Source organism: Micromonospora sp. CNZ322 (genome assembly GCF_007827755.1).
Map to the genome: position 1 here is coordinate 49,835 of NZ_VITD01000024.1, position 22,712 is coordinate 72,546.

General features: G+C 74.0%; 16 protein-coding genes, 1 rRNA gene and 1 pseudogene. 2 read left to right on the top strand and 16 right to left on the bottom strand.

From position 1 onward, the window contains the following. Positions 1-157: 157 nt before the first annotated feature. The 7 genes from FB453_RS32965 to recN form a co-directional block, all read right to left on the bottom strand. On the bottom strand, positions 158-2,572 hold the full coding sequence (locus tag FB453_RS32965) for a hypothetical protein (RefSeq protein WP_145796558.1): 2,415 nt from the start codon (positions 2,570-2,572) through the stop codon (positions 158-160). Then, positions 2,572-3,741, bottom strand: coding sequence for a glycosyltransferase family 4 protein (locus FB453_RS32970; RefSeq protein WP_145796561.1), 1,170 nt, complete (start codon positions 3,739-3,741; stop codon positions 2,572-2,574). Before FB453_RS32970 ends, FB453_RS32965 begins: the two co-directional genes overlap by 1 nt. After that, positions 3,738-5,423: a lipid II flippase MurJ gene (murJ, locus tag FB453_RS32975; protein ID WP_145796563.1), complete on the bottom strand. Its 1,686-nt coding sequence runs from the start codon at positions 5,421-5,423 to the stop codon at positions 3,738-3,740. Before murJ ends, FB453_RS32970 begins: the two co-directional genes overlap by 4 nt. A 1-nt stretch (position 5,424) precedes the next feature. After that, positions 5,425-6,291 (bottom strand): hypothetical protein, encoded by an 867-nt coding sequence (locus FB453_RS32980; RefSeq protein ID WP_145796565.1) that lies wholly within the window; start codon positions 6,289-6,291, stop codon positions 5,425-5,427. 67 nt (positions 6,292-6,358) lie between these two features. Then, positions 6,359-7,300, bottom strand: a complete 942-nt coding sequence (locus tag FB453_RS32985; RefSeq protein ID WP_145796568.1) for a copper transporter — start codon at positions 7,298-7,300, stop codon at positions 6,359-6,361. 27 nt (positions 7,301-7,327) lie between these two features. Beyond that, a complete protein-coding gene (gene steA, locus FB453_RS32990) occupies positions 7,328-8,506 on the bottom strand; it encodes a putative cytokinetic ring protein SteA (protein ID WP_112584268.1) in 1,179 nt (392 codons plus the stop codon). Between the two features lie 119 nt (positions 8,507-8,625). Further along, positions 8,626-10,383 (bottom strand): DNA repair protein RecN, encoded by a 1,758-nt coding sequence (gene recN, locus FB453_RS32995; protein ID WP_145796594.1) that lies wholly within the window; start codon positions 10,381-10,383, stop codon positions 8,626-8,628. 89 nt (positions 10,384-10,472) lie between these two features. Here recN and FB453_RS33000 point away from each other — a divergent pair, with 89 nt between their 5' ends. Further along, complete coding sequence (locus FB453_RS33000; protein ID WP_112601172.1) at positions 10,473-11,492, top strand: helix-turn-helix domain-containing protein; 1,020 nt, start codon at positions 10,473-10,475, stop codon at positions 11,490-11,492. Between the two features lie 79 nt (positions 11,493-11,571). On the opposite strand, the gene FB453_RS33005 is transcribed toward FB453_RS33000, so the two are convergent. The 5 genes from FB453_RS33005 to FB453_RS33030 all read right to left on the bottom strand — a co-directional run bounded on the left by FB453_RS33005 (position 11,572) and on the right by FB453_RS33030 (position 18,205). After that, positions 11,572-15,291, bottom strand: a complete 3,720-nt coding sequence (locus FB453_RS33005) for a S8 family serine peptidase (RefSeq protein ID WP_145796570.1) — start codon at positions 15,289-15,291, stop codon at positions 11,572-11,574. A gap of 158 nt (positions 15,292-15,449) precedes the next feature. Further along, the gene (locus FB453_RS33010; RefSeq protein ID WP_091407282.1) at positions 15,450-16,334 is read right to left on the bottom strand and encodes an NAD kinase; all 885 of its coding nucleotides are present in this window, start codon (positions 16,332-16,334) and stop codon (positions 15,450-15,452) included. Positions 16,335-16,443: 109 nt separating this feature from the next. Then, entirely contained in the window at positions 16,444-17,304 is an 861-nt protein-coding gene (locus FB453_RS33015) for a TlyA family RNA methyltransferase (RefSeq protein WP_112584264.1), read from the bottom strand. Positions 17,305-17,342: 38 nt separating this feature from the next. After that, positions 17,343-17,618 (bottom strand): hypothetical protein, encoded by a 276-nt coding sequence (locus tag FB453_RS33020; RefSeq protein WP_244220397.1) that lies wholly within the window; start codon positions 17,616-17,618, stop codon positions 17,343-17,345. Next, positions 17,615-18,205, bottom strand: a complete 591-nt coding sequence (locus FB453_RS33030) for a hypothetical protein (protein WP_145796585.1) — start codon at positions 18,203-18,205, stop codon at positions 17,615-17,617. Before FB453_RS33030 ends, FB453_RS33020 begins: the two co-directional genes overlap by 4 nt. A 110-nt stretch (positions 18,206-18,315) precedes the next feature. Here FB453_RS33030 and FB453_RS33035 point away from each other — a divergent pair, with 110 nt between their 5' ends. Further along, a complete protein-coding gene (locus tag FB453_RS33035; protein ID WP_088947517.1) occupies positions 18,316-18,654 on the top strand; it encodes an SCP2 sterol-binding domain-containing protein in 339 nt (112 codons plus the stop codon). Between the two features lie 12 nt (positions 18,655-18,666). On the opposite strand, the gene FB453_RS33040 is transcribed toward FB453_RS33035, so the two are convergent. The 4 genes and pseudogenes from FB453_RS33040 to rrf form a co-directional block, all read right to left on the bottom strand. Continuing rightward, entirely contained in the window at positions 18,667-19,698 is a 1,032-nt protein-coding gene (locus FB453_RS33040) for an HAD-IIA family hydrolase (protein ID WP_145796587.1), read from the bottom strand. A gap of 370 nt (positions 19,699-20,068) precedes the next feature. After that, positions 20,069-20,777: pseudogene (locus FB453_RS35250) on the bottom strand (tetratricopeptide repeat protein); the annotation flags it as partial. 20 nt (positions 20,778-20,797) lie between these two features. Further along, positions 20,798-22,216: a hypothetical protein gene (locus tag FB453_RS34550; RefSeq protein WP_186718706.1), complete on the bottom strand. Its 1,419-nt coding sequence runs from the start codon at positions 22,214-22,216 to the stop codon at positions 20,798-20,800. A 316-nt stretch (positions 22,217-22,532) separates the two neighbouring features. Continuing rightward, positions 22,533-22,649, bottom strand: a 5S ribosomal RNA gene (gene rrf / locus FB453_RS33050). Positions 22,650-22,712: the final 63 nt, after the last annotated feature.

Sequence of the window (22,712 nt, forward strand, 5' to 3'; positions counted from 1 at the left end):
CTCCCGTGTCGTCTGTCGCGGTCATGCAGACCGCCGTGCTTGATCAGCAAAGTGATCACGCGATCCACGGGATTCGACGGTAACACCTCCCGGGCGGGTACCCGCAGGCCGCACCCCGGCTGCGACACCTCCGGGCCATCCGGGCGAGGCCCGGCGCTCAGGACGCGGCAACCTCCGTCGATGACCGGGAGACCTGCCGGGGCGCTACGGGCACCGTCGGATCGGCGTCCGGCGTCGACCCGCTCGCGGTCGGCTCGGCCGGTTCGTCGGCGTCCCCGTGGCGCTCGCCCGCAGTGTCCGACGCCGGTTGGGCGACCTTCGCCGGTGCGCTCGGGGACGGGCCGGTGATCGGGCGGGGGTGCACGGCGCCCAGTGGCCCACCGCCGCCGGTCGGACCGTCACCCCCACCGACCGGGCCGACGCCGCCGGACCCCGAGTCGTCGTCGGCGCCGTTGGCGCGGGAGCGGCCCGCTGCCGGGCGGGTCCGGTCCGCGGCGTGCCCGAGCACCCGTAGCGACGCCAGGGCCGCCATCGGCACCACCAGGGCGGCGGCAGCGCCCATCACGTCCAGGGCCGCGCCGTCGAGCACACCACCGAGCACCGCAGCGACCACGGTGCCGGCCAGCGCGGCCCGGACCGCCGGGTAGATGCCGAACAGCCGCATCAGCCCACCCCACGGCTGCAACAGGGCGAACCACACCAGCAACCCGCCGGCCAGCGCCAGCACCGTCAGCGGGCTGTTGACCAACGTCTCGAAGTTCTCCGTGCTGGACCGGTGCACCGCGAACCCGCCGGTGCCGTCGCCGAGCGCGGAGAGGAACCGGCCCAGGCTGCCCCGCTCCCCCGGCGGACGCCGCAGGTCCACCACAGCGAACCCGATACCGACCGCCAGCGCTGCCATGGTGGCCCAGGCCAGCCGGCTGATCGTCAACCAGCCGCCGGCGCTGATCACGGCGGCGACGCTCACCCCGGCGGTGAGCGCGATCGCGCCGACCGGGTCGGCGCCCAGGTACGGGCTGCCGACCACCACCACCGCGAGGCCACCCACCGCCACCATCACCGCCGGCCGCCAGCCCCGGTGCACCCGTTGGGCGAACCAGCCGCCGGTGACCAGCGCACCGGCGAGGAACACTCCCAACCCCACAGTGCTCAGCCCGGCGTACCGGCCGCCCTGCAACGCGGAGTAGCCGACCACGCTGTTGAGCTGGAGGCGGGCCCCGGTGAGCACGTCCAGCCCGACCACGAGCGTGGTGAGGCCGGCCACCGCTCCGAGCGGCCCGAGGGTGTTCGCGTACCCGGGGGCGAACCGCACCGCCGCGGTGCCGGCGGCCACCAGCAGCGCCGTCACCCCGGCGAAGATCCACCCGGGGTGCTCGCCGCGCCACCAGGGCACCGCGTCGGCCAGCAGCGCCGCCGGCACTGTCAACGCCACGGCGACCAGCAGCAGCTCCATCACCGCCACGATCCGCCCGGAGACGGGCGTCGGGCCTGCCGGGCCGGCGTGCGGACGGGCCCGGCGCAGCAGCGGCAGGATCGCGATCGCCAGCAGCACCTGCGCCCCGGCGAGCAGCGCGAAGAACGCCCCGGAGACGGAGCGCTGGGCGGCCGCCTCCCGGTCGGCGTTCGCCGGCGCGTTGATGGCCTCGGTCAGGTCGGCGGGGCGGCCGCCGGTGCTGATCGCCGGGCGGCCGAGGAAGAGCCGCTCCGGCATGGGCCGGCCCAACGCGGCGAGGGCGGTCGGCGCGAGGTCGACAAGTTGCAGGTACCCGTCCCGGCCGGTGCTGGCCGAGGTGAGCCACCCCCGTTCCCAGCCCGGCCCGTCGGCGACCGCCACGTGCAGCCGGGCCGGCTGGGTGGTGTCGGAGATCCCCGCGACCATCACCAACGACCGTGGGGGTCGTGCCGCCAGCACCCGGGCCAGCTCGGCGTCCGCCGCGCGGGCCTCCTCGGCGCGGGTGGCCGGGTCGGCCCCCTCGACAGTGCCGAGGTCGACGATGCTCAGCACACACGAGCCGAGCAGCGGCCGCGGGTCGGCCGGCAGCCCCGAGGCGTACCGGTCGACGCGGCCGAACGGTCGGGCGGCGGCCACTGCCGCGCCCGGGCCGACGGCGACGGAGCACCGCACCGACTCGGACAACGAGCCGGGCAGGGCGCCCCAGGGCAGCCGCTGCTGGTTGTACTGGACCACGCCCTCCTGGTCGGGCAGGTTCGCGCCGATGCCGTCCGGTTGTTCCACTGTCACCCCCGCCGACGGGCAACCGTCGACCGACCGGCTGCCGTTCCACGCGGCGAAGCTGCCCGCGCCGAGGGTCAGCCAGCCGTCCACCGGGCAGGTGGGCCGGTGCGCGGAACGCACCGACAGTGAGCCAATCGAGCCGTCCTGAGCCATCCGCCACAGCGTCGGGGTGCTCTGCGGATCCACGTCCTCCCAGCGCAGCCCGGCGATCCCGGCGAGCACCACGAAGTCGGCGGTGCGTTGCGGGGTGCCCTGGGGCGGGCGGGCGGCGAGCGCGGTGACGCCCAGCGCCACCACGAGCACTGTCAACAGGGCGGGGGCGATTCGGCGCAGCATCACCGGTGTCCCGTTCTCGGGGCGTCGGAGCCCGGGGCGGCCGCCGGACCGCCGGGATTCCCGGCCAGCTCGGCGTAGAGGGCGGCAAGCGTGGCGACGGTGTCCGCCTCGGTCGGCCACGTCGCCGCCCGTTCGGCGCCACGCCGGCCCAACTCCGCCCGCGCCGCCGGGTCGTCCAGCAACGCGCGTACGGCCGCGTCGACCGCGTCCACGTCACCGGCGGGAACCAGCGTGGCGGCGTCACCGACCAGGTCCGGCAGCCCACCGACAGCGGTGGCCACCAGCGGCACGCCGGCGCGCAGCGCCTCCTGGGCGAAGAGCTGTCGCGCCTCCCAGTCGCTGGTCACCACCGCCAGGTCGGCGCCGGCGAGGAGGTCGGCCACGTCGGTGCGGTGCCCCAGCAGGGTCACCGGGGCGCGGGCGGCCGAGGTCCGCGCGGCGAGCGGCAGATACGCCGGCCCGCTGCCCGCGATCACCACGACCGGCGGCGGGGTACGCGTCCGCCAGCGGGCCGCCGCGTCGATCAGCACGTCGTAGCGCTTCTGCGGGTGCAACCGACCGACCGAGACGATCAACGGCTGGTCCGGACGGACGCCGAACTCGGCGCGTACCGCCGCTGGGCGTCGACGCGGCGCGGGCAGCGTCGGCGCGGCCACCGGGGCGAGCCGGGCGTCGGCGGCACCCACAGCGGCGGCCCGTCGCACCAGGTCCTCGGAGGCGCCGAGCGCCACCCGGACGCCCCGGGCCACCACCCGTTCGACGAGCCGGGACACACCGCCCCGCAGTCCCCCCGCGAGCACCGCGTTGTGCCAGGTGACGATCAGCGGGGCGGCCGGACGGGCCAGCACGGCCACCAACCCGGCCCGCAGGCCGTGCGCGTGCACCACGTCGACGTGAGCGGCGGCGAGCGCCCGGCGCAGCGCGAGCACCGCCCGCGCGTCGGCCGGAGTCGGGCTGGCCGGGATCTCCACCGGCTCGAACCGCGCACCGACACCGGTGAAGTCGAACTGCTCCTCAGTGGCGGCGGGCCCGCAGACCAGGACGGTCGTGCCGCCCGCGACGAGGCCCCGGGCCACCGAACGGACGTGCTGGCCGACCCCACCGGTGCTGGACGCGAGCACCAACGCGACGGTGCCCGACCAGTTGGCAGGCTGAGCTGGCTCAGTCATCGCCTCGCCGTCTCCTTCCCGTCGCCCCGCTCCGCAGAGCCCGCGCCCGGTGTCGGCGCACCGCCGGACGGCCCCCGCCGGCCCAGACGCCGCAGCACCCCGGCGAGCAGTGGCTGTACGTCCCGCCGGTCGACGAACCAGACCACGGCGAGGAACACAACCCCAACCAGAACCCCGGACAGCATGCCCTGACCGAACGCCGCCGCCGTCGTCGGGGTGCCGCCGTCCGACTGGTCGAGCCAACGGCTGAGGCCCAGCCCGGCGAGCCCGGCGAGCACACCGGCGAGGCCACCGGCCGCTCCGGCCCGTGCCGCTCCCGCGAGGGCGGGACGGCCGGCGCTGCGCAGCACCGCCACGAGCAGCAGGGCGCCGAGCACCAGCATCCCCACCGAGTTCGCGGACGTCACCGCGAGCACCCGGTCGGCGGTGGGGAGCAGCGCCGTCAACGGCAGCGCCGCGGCCGGAACAACCAGCCAGCCGAGGGTGATCGCCACGGTCGCCGACCGGGTGTCGCCGCGCGCGTACAACGCGCGGGACAGGATCGCGAACAAGCCGTAGCCGAGCAGACCTGGCGCGAATCCGCTGATGGCCGCCGCGGTGGACGCCGGATTGTCCGGGTAGAAGAGCGCAGCGATCGGCTGCGCGGTACCGATCAACGCCGCGGCGCCCAGGCAGCTGAAGAGCAGCACACCACGCACCGCGCTGGAGAGGGTCCGTCGGTAACCGTCCTCGTCACCGGCGGCGCTGGCGGTGGCCAGGGTGGGGTAGGACGCCACCGCCAGCGGCACGGCGAGGACCGCCCACGGCAACAGGTAGATCGCCTGGGCCAGGTTGAACACCTGTGGGGACCCGGTGGGGCCACCGGAGACCCGGTTCAGCACCACCAGGAGCGCGACCTGCTGTGCCGCCACCGTCACCGCGCCGGCCGTGGCGAGCCCACCGATACGGGCCCGCGCGTCAGCGGTGAAGGAGTAGCCGAACCGGGGCCGTAGCCGCAACCGCCGCAGCGGGATCAGCAGCGAGAGCGACAACACGACCACGCCCAGGGTGGTGCCGCCGGAGAGGAGCAGTTCGCCGCTGCGGCCGACCTGGGCCACGGACACGCCCCGACCCTGGGCGGCGCCGAAGGCCACGTAGACGACGACCACTGTGAGGCTGGACAGCAGCGGCGCGATGACGGGCCAGGCGAAGCGTCGGTGTGCCTGGAGGACGCCGGTGAGCACGATGCCGATCCCGTAGAGCGGCAACTGCGGGGCGAACACGCGCAGCATCCGGGCACCGGCGGCGAGTTCCGACGCCGAACGTCCCTCGCTGATCACCGAGATGATCGGGTCGGCGAACAGGGCGACGAGCACGGCGAGGGGAACCAGCAGGCTCACCGTCCAGGTGAGCAGGGCGCCGGTGGTCGCCGCCACCGTCCGCCGGTCCTCCGCCGCAACCGCCCCGGCCAGCAGTGGCACGACCAGGCTGGCCAACGCCCCGCCGGCGACGATCTCGAAGACGATGTTCGGCACCGTGTTGGCGATGACGTACATGCCGCCCAGGTCGCTCTGCTCGACCACCCACGTGAACACGGCGGTGCGGCCGAAGCCGGCGAGTCGGCTGGCCACTGTGAGGACGGCGATGAGCGCGGCTGCCCCGGCCAGCCGGCCGGCGCCGGCGAGGGGTGCCGGTCTGGTCACGTCAGTCGGCGCGTCGGCCCAGTGCGTCGAGTTCGCGTAGCCCCGGGGTCCGCTGGATCACCGCGGTGAAGCTGACCTTCTCGCTGGCGGCGGTGAGCCCGGCGAGGACGGCGAGCAGACCGGCCCGGCCGAGCGGGCCGGTACGGGCGGCGAGCGCGACGCCGAGCACCGCCCCGAGCGCGTTCGCGCCACTGTCGCCGAGCATCACGTCCTCGGCCAGGTCGTCGCGGAGCAGGCCGGCGGCGGCGCCGGCCGCGCCCGCGGCGATCCCGCCCTGCGGGCCGCCGGTCAGCGGCGTCGCGAGCAGCAGCCCGGACTTGAGGGCGCGGCCCGGCCGCAGGTCGAGCAGGTTGAGCAGGTTGGCCGTGCCGGCGATCACGCCGGCGCCGAGCAGCACGTCGACACCCCGGCCGAACGCACCGTGCCGCTGCCGGCGCGGGTGCGCGGCGACCCGGGGGTCGGCGGCGAGCAGCGCGGCGGCGCCCAGCCCGGCGGCGCCCACCCCGACGACCTTGACCAGACCGGCGGTGACCCGCCCCTGGCGCAGGGCGGCGAGGTGCCCGGCGAAGCCCTTGGCCGCCTTCTGCTCCGGCCGCGCGCCGACCACGTCGTCGTACAGCCCGACGCCGCCCGCGCCGAGACCGGCGACCAGGGCGGCCCCACCGGCGGCGCCGCCGGTGGCACCGAACGCGCCGGCGGCGGCCGCGCCGGCGGCGAGCGCCGGCCCGGCGGCCAGGCTCACCGTGCGGCCACGGAAGTTGGTGCGCTCCAACGCGGGCCCGGCCGGCGAGGTGCGCGCCTCACGCAGCGCGTAGCGGGCCGCCGCGGCGCCCGCGCCGGCGATCAACAGCCGGCCCAGGGCGCTCACGCCGTCACCTCGCTGGCTCGGTCACGCGCCACCTGGTCGGATCCGGACACGGGGGTACGTCGTTCGCTCACTGGGGCAGTCTAGGCAGCAGCGACGCGGCGTTGTCGCCGACGCCGTACTGCCCGGCCTTCTTCTCGGTGAGTTGCTGCACCAGGGCGAGGGCCGTGACCACCTGGCCCTGCACCGTGTTGGCGTTGTCGACCGTGGAGATGGTCTGGGCGAGCACCGGGTCGCCCCGCACCACACCGACCAGGTTGCCGCCGACGGAACCGTTGCCGGCCACCACGATCGCCCCGGTGCGGTCGAACTGCTCGGCGACGTTGACGACCGACTCGTCCCGCTTGTCGGAGTCCTTGTCGACGTACGGCTGACCACTGACCACGACGACCGCCTCCGCCGAGGCGGTGACCTTGTTGCTGTCGGTGGTCAGGTAGCCGGCGTTGTTGTAGGCGGCGAGCACCGCCCGCCGGTCGGCGTCACTGACCGGCGCGATGCCCTGGGGCCGGTCCAGCAGGACGCTGGCCAGCAGCGCGCTGGAGGTCTCCACGCCGTGCCCGTTGCCCGGCAGGCCGGTGGTCTGCGCGGTCGGGCGGGCGGCGGTGACGGCCAACTCCAGCAGGTTGGAGTTGTTGTCCGGGTTGATGAACTTGTCCTGGAGGTCGACCTGGCCGGTGATGGTGGCTCCGGCGAGCTGGAGCTTCTTGAGCACGCTCTCGGTGTGGTCGCGCCCGTTGGGCAGGCTGAGCACCACGACCCGACGCGCGGTGAGGGTGTCGGGCAGGAGGAGCTGGGAGGTCTCCTCGGCGAACTCCTCTTCCAGCGCGAGTTGCTTCTCCATGTTGCTGACCGTCTGACGCCAATGCTGGTTGTCCTTGCGGAGCCCGGTGACCTGCCCCTCGAGCGAGTCGGCGACCGGGCCGTTGAGGGCGGCTGTGCCGACCACCAGGCCGATCGCCAGAGCCAGGAAGACCGCGGTGAGGGACACCACGTGGTAGCGGAAGTTGATCACGCTTGCAGCCTCTTGATCGGTCGGGAACTAGAAAAGCCGGTACAGCTGGAACACGAAATTGTCCCACCACTCGGCGACCACGCCCAGGTACGCCTTCCCGACGGTCGACACGGCCACCGCGGACGCCATCGCCGCGATCGCCGACAGCACCAGCAGCAACAGCGACGAGCCGGAGATGCTCTGCCGGTAGAGCCGGCTCACCCCCTTGGCGTCGACCAGCTTGCCGCCGACCTTCAGCCGGGTCAGGAACGTCGAGGCCATCCCGCCACGGCCCTTGTCGAGGAACTCGACGAGAGTGGCGTGGGTGCCGACCGCGACCAGCAGCGAGGCGCCCTTCTCGTCGGCGAGCAGCATGGCCAGGTCCTCGCTGGTCGCCGCGGCCGGGAAGGTGATCGCCGGCACACCGAGGCCGTTGACCCGGGGCAGGCCGGGCGCACGCCCGTCCGGGTACGCGTGCACGATCACCTCGGCGCCGCAGCGCAGCACGTCGTCGGTGACCGAATCCATGTCGCCGATGATCATGTCGGGGGTGTAGCCGGCCTCGACCAGGGCGTCCGCGCCGCCGTCAACGCCGATGAGCACCGGCTTGAACTCCCGGATGTACGGGCGCAGCACGTCCAGGTCGGCCTTGTAGTCGTAGCCGCGCACCACGATCAGGCAGTGCCGACCCTGCATCTGAGTCTCGATGTCCGGCACTCCGACACCGTCGAGCAGCAGGTCGCGTTCCTGGCGCAGGTAGTCCATCGTGTTGGCGGCGAACGCCTCCAACTGCACCGACAGACCCTCCCGGGCGTCCGCCATCGCCTTGCCGACCGACTCGGCGTCCTGAAGGTTGCCGTGGGCCACCGGCTCGTCACCGGCGAAGACCGTGTTGCCCTCGATGCGCACCTGGTCGCCCTCGCGGATGCGCTCGAAGACGCCCTCCCCCAGGTCGTCGAGGAGCGGAATGCCGGCGGCGATCAACACCTCCGGGCCGAGGTTCGGGTAACGGCCGGAGACCGAGGGCTTGGCGTTGAGCACCGCCGCGACCCCGACGGCGACGAGCGAGTCGGCCGCCACCCGGTCCAGGTCGACGTGGTCGATGACCGCGATGTCACCGGGGCGCAGCCGACCGACCAGGCGTTTCGTCCGGCGATCAAGGCGCGCGGTGCCGAGGACTCTGCCCGGTTCGGAGTTCCGGTTCCGGCGCAACGTGGGTAGACGCATCGTGACCATCCTGGCATGTGAGGCAGGCTTTTCTGTCGCGACATGCCTGAGCAGGGCCGCCTACCCAGGGAAGCACACACCGGCACAAGCCGGTGTGCTTGCGCTCACAATACGCGGCGTCACAACCGCCTTTCCTTGGCGGCCACTGCCAAAAGCTCCTCGGCGTGGGCGATACCCAGATCTGAATCGGGCAAACCCGCCAGCATGCGCGCCAATTCCCGAGCCCGCTCGGTGTCCTCCACCACCCGCACGCCGCTGGTCGTCACCGCGCCGCCGGTGTCCTTCGCCACCACCAGGTGCCGGTCGGCGAACGCGGCCACCTGCGGCAGGTGCGTGACCACCAGCACCTGGTGACTGCGGGCCAGCCGGGCCAGCCGGCGGCCGATCTCCACCGCCGCCTGCCCGCCGACCCCCGCGTCGACCTCGTCGAAGACCAACGTGGGCGGGCCACCGGAGCCGGCGAACACGACCTCGATGGCGAGCATCACCCGGGACAGCTCACCGCCGGAGGCACCGCGCTGCAACGGCAGCGACGGCGCGCCCGGGTGGGCCAGCAACCGCAGCTCCACCTCGTCACCGCCGTCCGGCGTGACACCCACCTCGACGCCGTTGACCGCAAGCGTCGGCTCGGCACGCCCGGCCGGACGGGGCAGCACCGCCACCTCGATCCGCGCGTGCGGCATCGCCAGCCCGGCCAGCTCGACGGTGACCTGGTCGGCGAAGCGGATCGCCGCCTCCTGCCGGGAGGTGGACACCCGCCCGGCCAGGTCGGCCACCTCGACGGCGAGCCGCTGGCCCTCCCTCTCCAACTCGTCGAGCACGTCGTCGGACATGTCCAGGTCGGACAGTCGGGTGCGCGCCCGATCGGCCCAGGCGATCACCCCGTCGACGTCGTCGGCGTACTTGCGGGTCAACGCGCGCAGCGCCGCCCGCCGCTCGTAGACGTGCTGCAACCGGGCCGGGTCCGCGTCCAGCGTCGCCAGGTACGCCGACAGCTCCGCAGACACGTCGGTGACCAGCGTGGCCGCCTCCTCCAGGCGGGCCGCCAGCTCACCGAGCGCCGGGTCGGTGCCGGACTGCGCCTCCAGGGTCCGCCGGGCGGTGCCGAGCAGCGCCGCCGCGTCCGGGGTCTCCTCGGCGGCCTCCGCGCCACCGGCCACGCACTGCTGGGCGATCTGCGCGGCCGTCCGCAGGCCCTCGGCGTGCTCCAGCCGCTGCGCCTCGGTCTTCAGCTCGTCGTCCTCACCCGGCTGCGGATCGACCCGGGTGATCTCGTCGAGGCCCAACCGCAGCAGGTCGGCCTCCTGGTTGCGCTCGCGGGCGTTGCGCCGCCGGTCGGCCAGGTCGTCGACGACCCGACGCCACCCCGTGTACGCCTCGCGCAGCGCGTCGAGCAGCTTCTCGTGCGCGGGGCCGGCGAACCGGTCCAGTGCGGCCCGCTGCTCGGCCGGGCGCAGCAGCCGCAGCTGGTCGGACTGGCCGTGCACGGCGACCGCCTGCTCGCCGACCTCACCGAGCATCGACACCGGCATGCTGCGGCCGCCGACGTGGGCGCGTGAGCGCCCCTCCACCGTCACCGTGCGGCTCAGCAGCACCGACCCGTCCTCGTCGGGTTCGCCGCCGGCCTCGATGATCCGCGCGTGCACGGCGTCGGCGACCCGCCCGTGCAGCCGCAGCCGCCCCTCCACCACAGCACGGCCGGGTTGGGCGCGGACCCGCCCGGCGTCGGCCCGGCCGCCGAAGAGCAGGCCGAGGCCGGTGACCACCATCGTCTTGCCCGCACCGGTCTCGCCGGTGATGACGTTCATGCCGCCGGTCAACGGCAGCGTGGTGTCTTCGATGACGCCCAGTCCGGTGATGCGCAGCTCTTCCAGCACAGCCACCGACAGTAGACGCGAGGCCCGACACTTGACCAGCCGACGGGCCCGGGTACGGCCCGTACCCGGCCGACGTACAGTTCTGCCCCGTGTTGGACGTGATCGGCCTGACCTCGGCTGAGGAGGAGCTCTACCGCTGCCTGCTCCAGCTCACCACGGCCCGCATCGACGAGTTGGCCAGTCGCCTGCACCGGCCCCGTGAGCAGGTCGTCGCCCAGGTCGAGGCGCTGCGCGGCAAGGGCCTCGTGCAGCGCAGCGACAACGACCCGGACGCCCCGCTGCGCCCGACCGCCCCGGACGTCGCCCTCGGCGGGACGCTGCTGCGACGTCAGGAGGACCTGGAGTCGGCCCGCCGACTGGTCACCCAACTGGCCGAGGAGTACCGCTCCGGGCTGCGCCGACACCACGTCGACCACCTGGTCGAGGTGATCACCGGCGCCCGGGTTCTGCGGGACCGGCTGCGCGACCTGCAGAACTCGGCGCGTACCGAGGTGCTCTGGTTCTGCCGGGCCAATCCCCTCGCCATGGCCGGCCCGGAGAATGTCGAGGAGTTCGACGCGCTGGCCCGTGGGGTGAGCTACCGGGCCATCTACGAGCGTGACCTGCTGCTGGAGCCGGGCGCGTTGGCCGACCTGGCCAAGGGGGTCGCCGCCGGGGAGCAGGCCCGCGTCCTGGACCGGCTGCCGGTCCGACTGGCCATCGTGGACGCCCGCACGGCCATCTGCCCGTTGGTGCCCGACCGCGACGGCGGCGAACCGAGCGCCGCCGTGATCGGCCGTAGTCAACTGCTCGACGCGCTGCTCGCCCTCTTCGAGAGCCACTGGCGGGTGGCCACCCGGCTGCGCCTCGACGACCCCCTCGCCGTCACGGCCCCCGAGGCTCGACGGCCGGAGCCCGCCGACCAGCCGGGCGACGGGTACCAACCCGACGCCGACGAGGCCCGGCTGCTGTCGCTGTTCGTGGCGGGCGTACCGGACAAGTCCATCGCCTCCCAGCTCGGGGTGAGCCGGCGGACCGTGCAACGGCGGATCGCCGACCTGATGGCCGCCGCCGGCGTGGACACCCGGCCCGGGTTGGCGTTCCAGGTGGCCCGACGCGGCTGGCTCTGACGCGTGAGGGTCCGCCGTCGACCGACGGCGGACCCTCAACCGGAAGGGCGGGACGGCCAGGCCGCCCCGCCCCGCCCGATCAGCGCAGCCCGTACGCCTGCAGCACCGTCTGGTCGACGGTGTTCCCGGCCCGGTCGGCGGCGTGCACCCGCAGCGACACCGTTCCGCGTCCCGCCGGCACTGTCGCGGTGTACCGGGTGCCCGACCCCGTGGTCGGCGCGTTGCGCCAGGTGACGCCCCCGTCGAAGGAGACCTGCACCCGGACGCCTGCACCGGCCGGCGCCGGCACCCCGGCCGGCTGCCGCAGGGTCAGCCCCAGCTGGTGCGGCCGGTTGCCGCGTACCGTGCCGCGCAGGTCGGCCGGCACCCGGTAGTCCACCTGGAGCAGCGACAACGCCTTGGCGGCGTCGCCCGCCGGCCGGGCCGAGGTGAACTCCCAGGCCGTGTCGGTCCGCGTGCCGTAACGCCACTCGGCCGAGGACCGCTGGGTGGAGACGTCCAGGCGGTAGCGGGCAGCCCCGGCGGTCGTGGGCACCGACGCCCAGCCCTCGGAGAGGTCCGCGATCTGCTGCCCGTTGCGGCTGACCCGCGCCGTGACGGTGTCCGACTCCTCGCTCTCGCCGGCCACGCTGTAGTGCCCCTCGGCGTCGACGAACTCGGGCACCCGCAACTCCAGGTTGTCACCGGTGCGGGTGGGCACCGGCGCCCCGCGGGCCGGGACGGCCGGACGGAGCACCGGCGCGTGCCAGGTCTCGGTCACCCGGTCGTCGGCGGCGTAACGCCGGGGCTGCTGGGTCAGGCCACCGGCCAGCTGTCCCCACTGCATGAACATCTGCTTGTGCAGCACCCGTTGCTGCCACCAGGAGTCCCCGGCGCTGACGAACTCCTGCCGGGTGGTGCCGTTGCGGACCATGCGCTGGTCGTCGTTCCAGGCGTACTCCTGCCACGGACGCCAGCCGAACCGCTCCTCGGTGGCCCAGCCGGCACCCATGTCGCCGTAGCTCGCGGTCACCTCGGCGGTGTTCTTGGCGGTCACCGTGTGCACGACACGCTCCGGCACCCGACCCTTCGACACCTGCCACACGTCGTACAGGTAGGGGCTGTCCACGGTCAGCGTCAGGTCCAGCGTCGCCCGACCCTTGCGCGCCGCCGCGATCAGCCGCTGCCCGTCGTCGTACGCCACCACCATCGACGGGATCGGCAGCCGCTCTCCGGTGGGCCGCCAGACCGTCCACGCGCTCTGGTCCTCTGGCCGGACGATCAGCACCGCGGCGGCGCCGGCTGCCGCGGCGGCGGCCACCTGCTCCTCTTCCGAGCGGTTCGGGTCGGCGCCGAGCAGCACGGCGGCGCCCCGCACCCGGGTCAGCTCGGCGGGGGTGCCGGTGCCGGCCCAGACCAGCGGCAGCTTCCGCCGACCGGTCGGCGCCGGCGACGTGCCCAGCAGGTTGATGTCCGACGGACCGGACACCCCGCTGATCGTCGCGTCCACCATGGGCGCGACGAGCTGCCACCGTGAGGCGAACTCGAACTCGCCCTGGCGCACCTGGCGGGTCGGCGTGACGTTGACCTGCTGAACGGTGCTGTAGGCCATCACGCCGTGGTCGATCTGCCGGCCGTTGCCCAGCACCCGGTGCACGTAGTAGCTGAGCGTGGCCTGCTGCTCGCTGGGCTTCGGCGTCTCGATCCGCACCGGCGTGCCCTTGCGCGCGTCGAGCACCACGGTCAGGTCCCGGTCGACGGTCACCTCTGGCTCGATGATCTGGGTCATCTGCTCGTCCAGGGGGACGCCGTGCGTCATCAGCGCGGTCAGCACGTACGTGCCCTCCTCGACCTCCAGGGTGCCCTCGCCACCCCACATGCCCCAGAAGTCCGACTCGGGCTGCTCACCGAAGACGGTCAACCCCGGCGAGAGGCCCGGCTGACCCTGCCGGTCCAGCAGCTTGATGGTGAGTTGGTGCACGGGACCGCTGACGGTGAGCCCGACCGGGGTCCGTACGGCCACACCGTCCGTGCCTGTCGCCACCAGCCAGCCACCATGCGGGCCCCGGCCCAGCTTCGCCGGGTCGGCGCGCAGCGGCACGGCCACGCTGCCACCCGCCGGCACTGTCACCTCGCCGGAGGTCACGGTGACCCCGTCGGTCTCGGCCGCACCGGTGTCCAGGTTGCTAAGTTCCAGGGCCAGTCGCAGGGTCTGCGCGGCCTGCGTGCCGTTGGTGTACGTCACGGTCCGCTCGACCGCCGCACCGCCGGTGGAGATCCGGCCGAAGTCTGCGGTGGCCGAGGCGTACACCTTCTGGCCGAGCGCCCGCGCCACGTCGACCCGACCGCCGCCCTGCTCGAAGACGGTCAGCGCCGGGTTCGCCTTCGTGGTGCTGACCAGCGCGTCCTTGAGCTTCGCGGCGGCCCAGTCGGGGTGTTCCTGGGCGAGGATCGCCGCCGCTCCGGCCACGTGCGGAGTGGCCATAGAGGTGCCGGACGCGGTCGTGTACCCGTCGTCCACCGGCGTACCCATGGCGGTGCCGGCGGCCCGGGCGGCGACGATGCCGACGCCCGGCGCGGTGATCTCGGGCTTGAGGCCGTTGTCGCCGAGGCGCGGGCCCCGGCTGGAGAACTCCGCCAGGTTGTCGGCACGGTCCACCGCGCCGACGGTGAGCGCCGCCGCGGCCGCGCCGGGCGCGCCGACGGTACGCGCGGCGCCCGAGTTGCCGGCGGCAACCACGAACAGCGCGCCGGTCTCGGCGGTCAGGTCGTTCACCGCCTGGCTCATCGGGTCGGTGCCGTCGGTGGGGTCGCCGCCGAGGCTCATGCTGACCACCTTCGCGCCGGAGTGGGCGGCCCACTCCATGCCCGCGATGATGGACGAGCTGTAGCCGGAGCCACCGTCGTCGAGCACCTTGCCGACCAGCAACCGCGCGCCCGGGGCGACGCCCTTGCGTAGCCCGTCGGACGCCGCACCGCTGCCGGCGATGGTGGCGGCCACGTGGGTGCCGTGGCCGTGCCCGTCGCGGGCGCTGCCGCTGCCGGAGAAGTCCTGCGCCTCGGCGACCCGACCGGCCAGGTCGGGGTGGGTGGCGTCGACACCGGTGTCGAGCACCGCCACCTTCACGCCGGCACCGTCGCGCCCGGCCGCCCAGGCCGTCGGGGCGCCGATCTGCGGCACGGAGTGCTCCAGCGCCGGGCGGACTCGCCCGTCCAGCCAGATACGGGCGATGCCAGCACCCAGCCGGGGCGCGGCGGCAGTCGTGGTCCGGCTGGCCGGCGTACCGGCGAGCGTGGTCCACAGATCGCCGAGGGCCCCCTTGCCGACCCGCAGCGCCGCGCCGTTGATGCTCTCCAGCGGCCGGGCGTCGGTGGCACCGGCAAGCGGCTTGACCCGCCCGGCCGCCTGCTCCTGGTAGCGCACGATCAGTGGCAACGCGCCCTGCGCGGCGTCGCCGTATCCGTCGGCGGCCAACTCCTGCACGTCGAACAGGTTGACGTCGAGGACCCCGCTCGAAACGTAGGGCAGGGCGTCGCTGGGCAGCACCCGCAGCCGGCCGTCGACCTCCAGGGTCTGGAAGATGACGCGCTCGCGCCCGGGTCCCGGGCGGACAGTGGCGGCGACCCGGCCCGGCGCCGCGGGCGCGAGCTCGACCTGGTCTCCGGTGATCAGGGTGATGCGGACGGGTGCGTGCTGGGCGGGCGTGCCCGACGTCGGGCCGGTGGGCCGGGCGGGCGGGTCGGCGGACGCCGGTGCGGCGACTCCGACCACCAACGCGCCGACCGCGCCGACGGCGAGCCAGCGTGGGGACCAGTGCATGCGATGTGCTCCTCTACTCCTCCAGGCCCGCCATCCGTAGATGAGGGCCGATCGGAGTCTGCGTCGGAGCGTGTCACCAGGTCACTAGTCGCCAGCCGCCGCAGCGGCGACATGTCGTCAGGTGGACAACTCACATCCACCGACCGTGTGCGCCACGGTCACCGGCGGCTGCCACGCCAACCGTGCACCGGGAGACCGAACTTGGCCACCAGCCGGTCGGTGAACGGGCGGGGACGCAGCCGCACGATGCGTACCGGCAGGGCGCCCCGACGCACCGTCACCCGCGCGCCGGGCGGCAGGTCGTAGACGCGCCGGCCGTCGCAGGAGAGCACGGCGAGGGTGGTGAACGGGTCGACGGTGATCACGAAGGTGGACGTCGGGGCCGTGACCAACGGGCGGCTGAACAACGCGTGCGCGCTGATCGGCACCAGCAGCAGCGCCTCCACCTCCGGCCAGACCACCGGCCCGCCACCGGAGAACGCGTACGCGGTGGAACCGGTGGGGGTGGCGCAGACGACACCGTCGCAGCCGTAACGCGACAGCGGCCGGCCGTCCACGTCGACGAGCAGCTCGAGCATCTGGGCCCGCTCGCCCTTCTCGATGCTGATCTCGTTGAGCGCCCAGGACTCGATGGTCGGCCCACCGTCGAACTCGGCCGTGACGTCCAGGGTCAGCCGCTCGTCGACCGTGTAGTTGCGGCCGACGACGTCCCGGACGGCCGTGTCCAGGTCGTCGATCTCCGCCTCCGCCAGGAAGCCCACCTTGCCGAGGTTGATGCCGAGCAGCGGCGCCTTAGCGGGCCGGGCCAGCTCGGCGGCGCGCAGGAAGGTGCCGTCCCCACCGAGCGCGAAGACGATCTCGGCGCCCTCGGCGGCCTGCGGGCCGGCGACCGGCACCACGCCGGGCAGGTCGAGGTCGTCGGCCTCGTCGGCGACCACCCGTACCTCGAAACCGGCGTCGATCAGGTCGGCGGCGACCGACCGGGCGTGCTCCGTGCTGCGCCGACGGCCGGTGTGGGTCACCAGCAGCGCCGTCCGGCTCATCGGGCCGCCCGCCCACGCCGGACCGGGCAGCGTCGCGCCGCCGGCGCCGTCGCCTCGACACGGCCGCGTGTCACCGCGCGACCCGTTGCGCTGCCCTCACTGCGCGCATTCACCCTGCGACCTCCTCCGCCGCCACGTCCGGCACCCCGCCGGCCGTCGTCGAGCCGTCCGGCCCGGCCGCCACCACGGCCCGCACCCGCTCCGGGTCGGCCGCTGGTGCGCCCCGGCGCAACCATACGAAGAACTCCACGTTGCCGCTCGGCCCGGGCAGCGGGCTGGCCGCCACGTCGGCCAGTCCGAGGCCGAGCCGCGCGGCCGCCGCGGCCACGTCCAGCACCGCTTCGGCGCGCAGCTCCGGATCGCGGACCACACCGCCGGCGCCGACCCGGTCCTTGCCGACCTCGAACTGCGGCTTGACCATCAGTGCCAGGTCACCGTCGTCGCGGGTGCAGCCGGCCAGCGCCGGCAGCACCAGTCGCAGCGAGATGAACGACAGGTCGGCCACCGTGAGGTCGACCTGGCCGCCGATCGCGTCCGCATCGAGGGTACGGACATTCGTACGCTCCAGGACGCGGACCCGCTCGTTGGTACGCAGCGGCCAGGCGAGCTGCCCGTACCCGACGTCCACGGCCACCACCTCGGCCGCGTCGGCCCGCAGCAGCACGTCGGTGAACCCACCGGTCGACGCTCCCGCGTCCAGGCAACGCCGCCCGGCCACGTGCAGCCCACCGGCGGCGAACGCGGCCAGCGCGCCGGCGAGCTTGTGCCCGCCCCGGGAGACGTACTCTTCAGCCGGGTCCGCACCGGTCACCAGGAGCGGGTCGGCGGGGTCGACCATCGCGGCCGCCTTGCGGGCGACCACGCCCCGCAGTTGGACCCGGCCGGCCTCCACCAACGCGGCGGCCTGCTCACGGGAGCGGGCCAGACCGCGGCGGACGAGTTCGGCGTCCAGCCGGTTACGACGTGCCATGGGTGGTTCTCCGGTCTGCTCAGGCCTGGTCGTCCCGCTCAGGTCTGGTCGATGGTGGCGAGGGTTTCCCGCAGCGTCTCGTAGGCCGCCTCGTACTGGGCGATCTGGTCGGCGGGAGCGAGCGTCGCCGCGTTGGCGATGGCCCGCACGGCGGCGTCCACCGCCGGATGCCGTGTCTCGTCGTCCCCGAGATCCGGCGGCGGCCCGGGGCGGGCACCCACCGGCGGGCCGGGCCGGGCCGGGAACGAACCGCCAGCCGGCGGACCGGGCCGGGCCGGGAACGACCCGCCGGGCGGTGGACCGGGCCGGGTCATTCGGCGTCGTCCGGCCGCTGTCTGCGAACCGCCGCTTTCTTGGCGGGCATCACGGCCGGCGTCGGCACGTCCTCGTCGGCCGTCCGGCTGATCGTCGCCGGCGGCTTCTTGGCGATGGCCTTCTTGGCGACCGCCTTCTTCGCGACGGCCTTCTTCGCCACCGGCGCGGAGACCGGGGCACCGGCCGAGGCGTCGGACGGCACGAGACCGGTGCCGGGCTGCGCGGCGACGGTCGGGTCGGGTTGTGGCGTGGGGCCGGCGCTCGGCGCGTCGGCCGACTCGGTCGACCGCGCCTCCCGCAGCTGCCGTTCCAGGTCGTGCACCCGCCGGGTCAGCTCGGCCACCTCGTCGGCGGTGGCCAGACCGACCGCGCCGAGGGCCCGGTCGACCTCGAAGCGGACCAGCTTGGTCAGCGCCTCCCGGTTGGCGGCGCCGGTGGTGACCAGTTCCTCGCCGAGGGCCTGGAGTTGGGCGGCGGTCGCGCCGCCGGAGCCGACGAGGCGACGTGCCACGTCCTGGGCCTTCTTCCGGGGCGCCTCCGCAAGGCCCATGGCCAGCTCGAGGTAGGCGCGCCACGCGTCCTGCATGCCTGAGTCCTTCCACGGGGCGGGGTGTGCAGGTGTCACGCTACCGGGCACCCCGGACCGACCCGTGCGGTACGGTGCCGAGGACGGCGTGGCGATCACAAGGGGGAGATGTGGCCAGCGTGGACGAGTGCCGGCAGGCGTTGCAGGAGCTGGCCGCCCGGTTGGATCGCAACGCCGAGACGGTACGCGAACGGATCGACCTGGACCGGACGCTGGCCTGCCGGATCACCGACCTGGACACCGCGTTCCACGGCCGGATCACCGGCGGCCGACTGGTCGAGCTGACCGACGGCGACGACCCCAAGGCCAAGATCGCGCTGAGCACGTCCAGCGACGACCTGCTCGCCCTGGTCCGGGGCGACCTGGACGTCACCAGCGCGGTGACCTCCCGCCGGGTGTCGATCAAGGCCAACCCGTTCGACCTGCTCAAGCTGCGCAAGCTGCTCTGACGGCCGCCCGGCTCACGCCGCCGCGGTCAGACCGAAACTCTCCACCGCGTGGGCCGCGTCCGGGCCCACCGGACGGATCTTCGGCAGCGCCGGCACCGACGCCGACCAGGCCACCGCGCAGAGCGCCGCCAGGGCGTCCAGCGGCCGACCGGCCCCGGCCAGCTCCAGCGCGCCGTCCCGGTCCGTCACGGACCAGCCGCCGGCGTCCGCCGGGCCCGGGACCCGCACGGCGGCAGCCGGGTCGAAGAGCCCCGCCAGGTCTTTCGCGACGTACGTGGGACGTCGCCGCGGCTCGGCGGCCAGCAGCTCCGGTACGCCGCTGACGCCGGTGAGCACGAGCAGGCTGTCCAGCCCGGCCCGGCGGGCGCCCTCGATGTCGGTGTCCAGCCGGTCACCCACCACCAGGCTCCGCCCACCGCCACTGCGCTTGGCAGCGGTCTCGAACAGCGCCGACTCCGGCTTGCCGACCACCACGTCGGGGTCCCGCTCCAGTGCCGTACGCAGCACGGCGACCAGCGAACCGTTGCCGGGCAGTGGCCCCCGCCCACTGGGCAGGGTCCGATCGGTGTTGGTGGCAATCCAGATGGCACCCGCCCGCACCGCTACCGACGCTTCGGCCAGCTCGGCCCAGCCGACCTGCGGGCCGTACCCCTGCACCACCGCGGCTGGCTTCTCATCGGCCTGGGTGACCGGGTTCAGACCGACCGCGCGCAGCTCCGCGCGCAGCGCCTCCGCGCCGACCACCAGCACCGACGCGCCGGCGGGCAGCCGGTCGCGCAGCAACTCGGCCGAGGCGGCCGCGGAGGTGAGGACCTCCTCCGGCCGGGCCGGCACGCCCATCCCGGTCAGCAGGTCGGCGACCTCACTGGACCGGCGGGACGCGTTGTTGGTGGCGTACGCCACCGCCCGTCCCTCGGCGTGCAGCCGGGCCACCGCATCGACGGCGCCGGGGATCGGCCGGTCGATCAGGTAGATCACGCCGTCCAGGTCGAAGACGACCAGGGTGTACCCGTCGACCAGCCGCTCCCCCACGCCCGCGCTCACCGCTGCGTCGACCCCGACTCGTCGTCCCGGGCCGGCACTGTCCCGTCGGCGTTCGCCGCGTCGCCGTCCGCCGTGTCCCCGTCGGTCACGCCGCTGTCGCCAGTGGTGGCCGCGTCGGCGTTGCCGCTCTCGGTGGTGTGACGGTCCTCGTCCTCGCCGTCGAAGCCTTCGTCGTCAGCGGGGCGGCCGACAGCGTCGTCCTCCTCGTCGTCGAAGTCCTCATCGTCGTCGTCGACATCTTCGTCATCGTCGTCATCGTCGTCGTCGTCGTCATCATCGTCGTCATCGTCGTCATCGTCGTCATCGTCGTCATCGTCGTCATCGTCGTCATCGTCGTCGACATCTTCGTCATCGTCGTCATCGTCGTCGTCGTCGTCGTCGTCGACATCTTCGTCATCGTCGTTCGCCTCGCTGGCCAGGTCGGCGTCGGGTCGGGCCGGCACCGCGCCGGGAGCCCCCGGCCCCGCGGCGATCTCCTCGGCGGCCTCGTCCTCGTCGTCACCCTCGATGACCACGCCGTCGAGTTCGAGCAGCCGCTCGGCGGCGTCGGTCTCGCCCTCGGTGTCCACGTCGGCAGCGCGGGAGAACCATTCGCGGGCCTCCTCGCGCCGGCCCACCGCGAGCAGCGCGTCGGCGTACGCGTACCGCAGCCGGGCCGTCCACGGCACGGTGGCCTCGTTGGTGAGGTCCGGAACCTGAAGCATCGCGACCGCGGCGTCCTTCTGCCCAAGGTCACCCCGCGCGCCGGCGGCGACGATCAGCAGTTCGATCGCCACGGCCTGGTCCAACTTCTCCCGGTCCGCGCCACGGAACAGGTCAATGGCCCGCTCCGGCCGGCCGAGAGCCCGCTCGCAGTCCGCGAGCACGGCCAGGTGGCTCTGCAATCCGCTCATCCGGTGGTACGTGCGCAGCTCGGCGATCGCCGACTGCCACTCCCCCGCGCGGTACGCGGCCAGGCCGACCGCCTCACGGACAGCGGAGATGCGCGACGCGAGCCGCCGGGCGGCCAGCGCGTGCGCCAACGCCTCGGCCGGGTCCTCGTCGATCAGCTGCCCAGTGGCGACCAGGTGCCGGGCCACAGACTCGGCGACCGGCTTGTTCAGCGAGAGCAGCTCAGCGCGGACATCCTTGTCGAGGTCGGTCGCGACAATGTCGTCCGGTAGCGCCGGGGCCGAGCTACGCCCACCCTCGGACGACTCGGAGCCACCCGTGCGGTCATCGCGACGGAACTCCCCGTCGCGGCGCGGCCGCTCGTCGGACCGGAAACCGCCGGTACGCTCTCCGCCCCGGTAACCACCCTCGCGGTCACCGCCACGGAAACCACCCTCACGCGGGGCGCCCGAGCGCGAACCATCACGGTCCCCGCCACGGAAGCCGCCCTCACGGGGAGCGCTGGAACGCGAACCGTCGCGGTCGCCACCCCGGAAGCCGCCCTCACGGGGAGCGCCCGAACGCGAACCGTCGCGGTCACCACCGCGGAAGCCACCTTCACGACGGTCGCCGCCGCGGAAGCCACCCTCGCGGTCACCACCACGGAAACCACCCTCACGCGGCGGGCCGGAACGAGTGCGGTCGCCGCCCTGGTAACCACCCTCACGACGGTCACCACCACGGAAACCACCCTCACGGTCACCACCGCGGAAGCCACCCTCACGCGGAGCGCCCGAGCGCGAACCGTCGCGGTCGCCGCTGCGGAAGCCGCCCTCGCGGCGGTCGCCGCCCCGGAAGCCACCGTCGCGGTCGCCACCGCGGAAGCCACCCTCACGCGGAGCGCTGGAACGCGAACCGTCGCGGTCGCCGCCCCGGAAGCCACCCTCACGCGGAGCGCTGGAACGCGAGCCATCACGGTCGCCACCGCGGAAGCCACCCTCACGGCGGTCGCCGCCACGGAAGCCACCGTCGCGGTCACCACCCCGGAAGCCGCCCTCACGGGGAGCGCCCGAACGCGAGCCATCCCGGTCGCCGCCCCGGAAGCCACCTTCACGACGGTCGCCGCCGCGGAAGCCACCCTCGCGGTCACCACCACGGAAACCACCCTCACGCGGCGGGCCGGAACGAGTGCGGTCGCCGCCCTGGTAACCACCCTCACGACGGTCACCACCACGGAAACCACCCTCACGGTCACCACCGCGGAAGCCACCCTCACGCGGAGCGCCCGAGCGCGAACCGTCGCGGTCGCCACCCCGGAAGCCACCCTCACGGGGAGCGCCCGAGCGCGAACCGTCGCGGTCACCACCGCGGAAGCCGCCCTCACGGCGGTCGCCGCCACGGAAACCACCCTCGCGGTCGCCACCACGGTAGCCACCTTCGCGCGGAGCGCTGGAACGCGAACTGTCGCGGTCGCCGCCGCGGTAACCACCTTCACGGGGAGCGCCGGACCGGAACCCGCCCTCACGCGGAGCACCCGAGCGTGACCCATCACGGTCGCCGCCACGGTAGCCACCCTCGCGCGGAGCGCTGGAACGCGAACTGTCGCGGTCGCCGCCCCGGAAACCACCCTCACGGCGATCGCCGCCACGGTAGCCACCCTCACGGGGGGCGCTGGAGCGCGAACTGTCCCGGTCACCACCACGGGAGCCAGAGTCGCGGCCGCCGGCGTGTCCGCCTCGGGCGCCGCCGCTGTCGCGGTCTCCCCGATACGGGGGCCGGCCTTGGTCATCGCGGCGCGGGCCGCGGTCGCTTCCGCCCGCACCGTCAGTACGGTCTTCGTAACGACGGGGACGGTCTCCGCCCTGCGGTCCTGAACTCACAGGTACATCCTTCCTGATTGCGCCACCAATGGCGCTACGCAGTCGAGGGCCGACCCTGATGGGGCGGCCCTCGACTGGAAGATTGTCCGGCGGCGTCCTACTCTCCCACACCCTCACGAGTGCAGTACCATCGGCGCTGGAGGGCTTAGCTTCCGGGTTCGGAATGTAACCGGGCGTTTCCCCTCCGCCATGACCGCCGTAACTCTATGAACATATCAAACAACCCCGGCACACAGTCACGGGTGTTCGCTTGTTCAGAGTTGC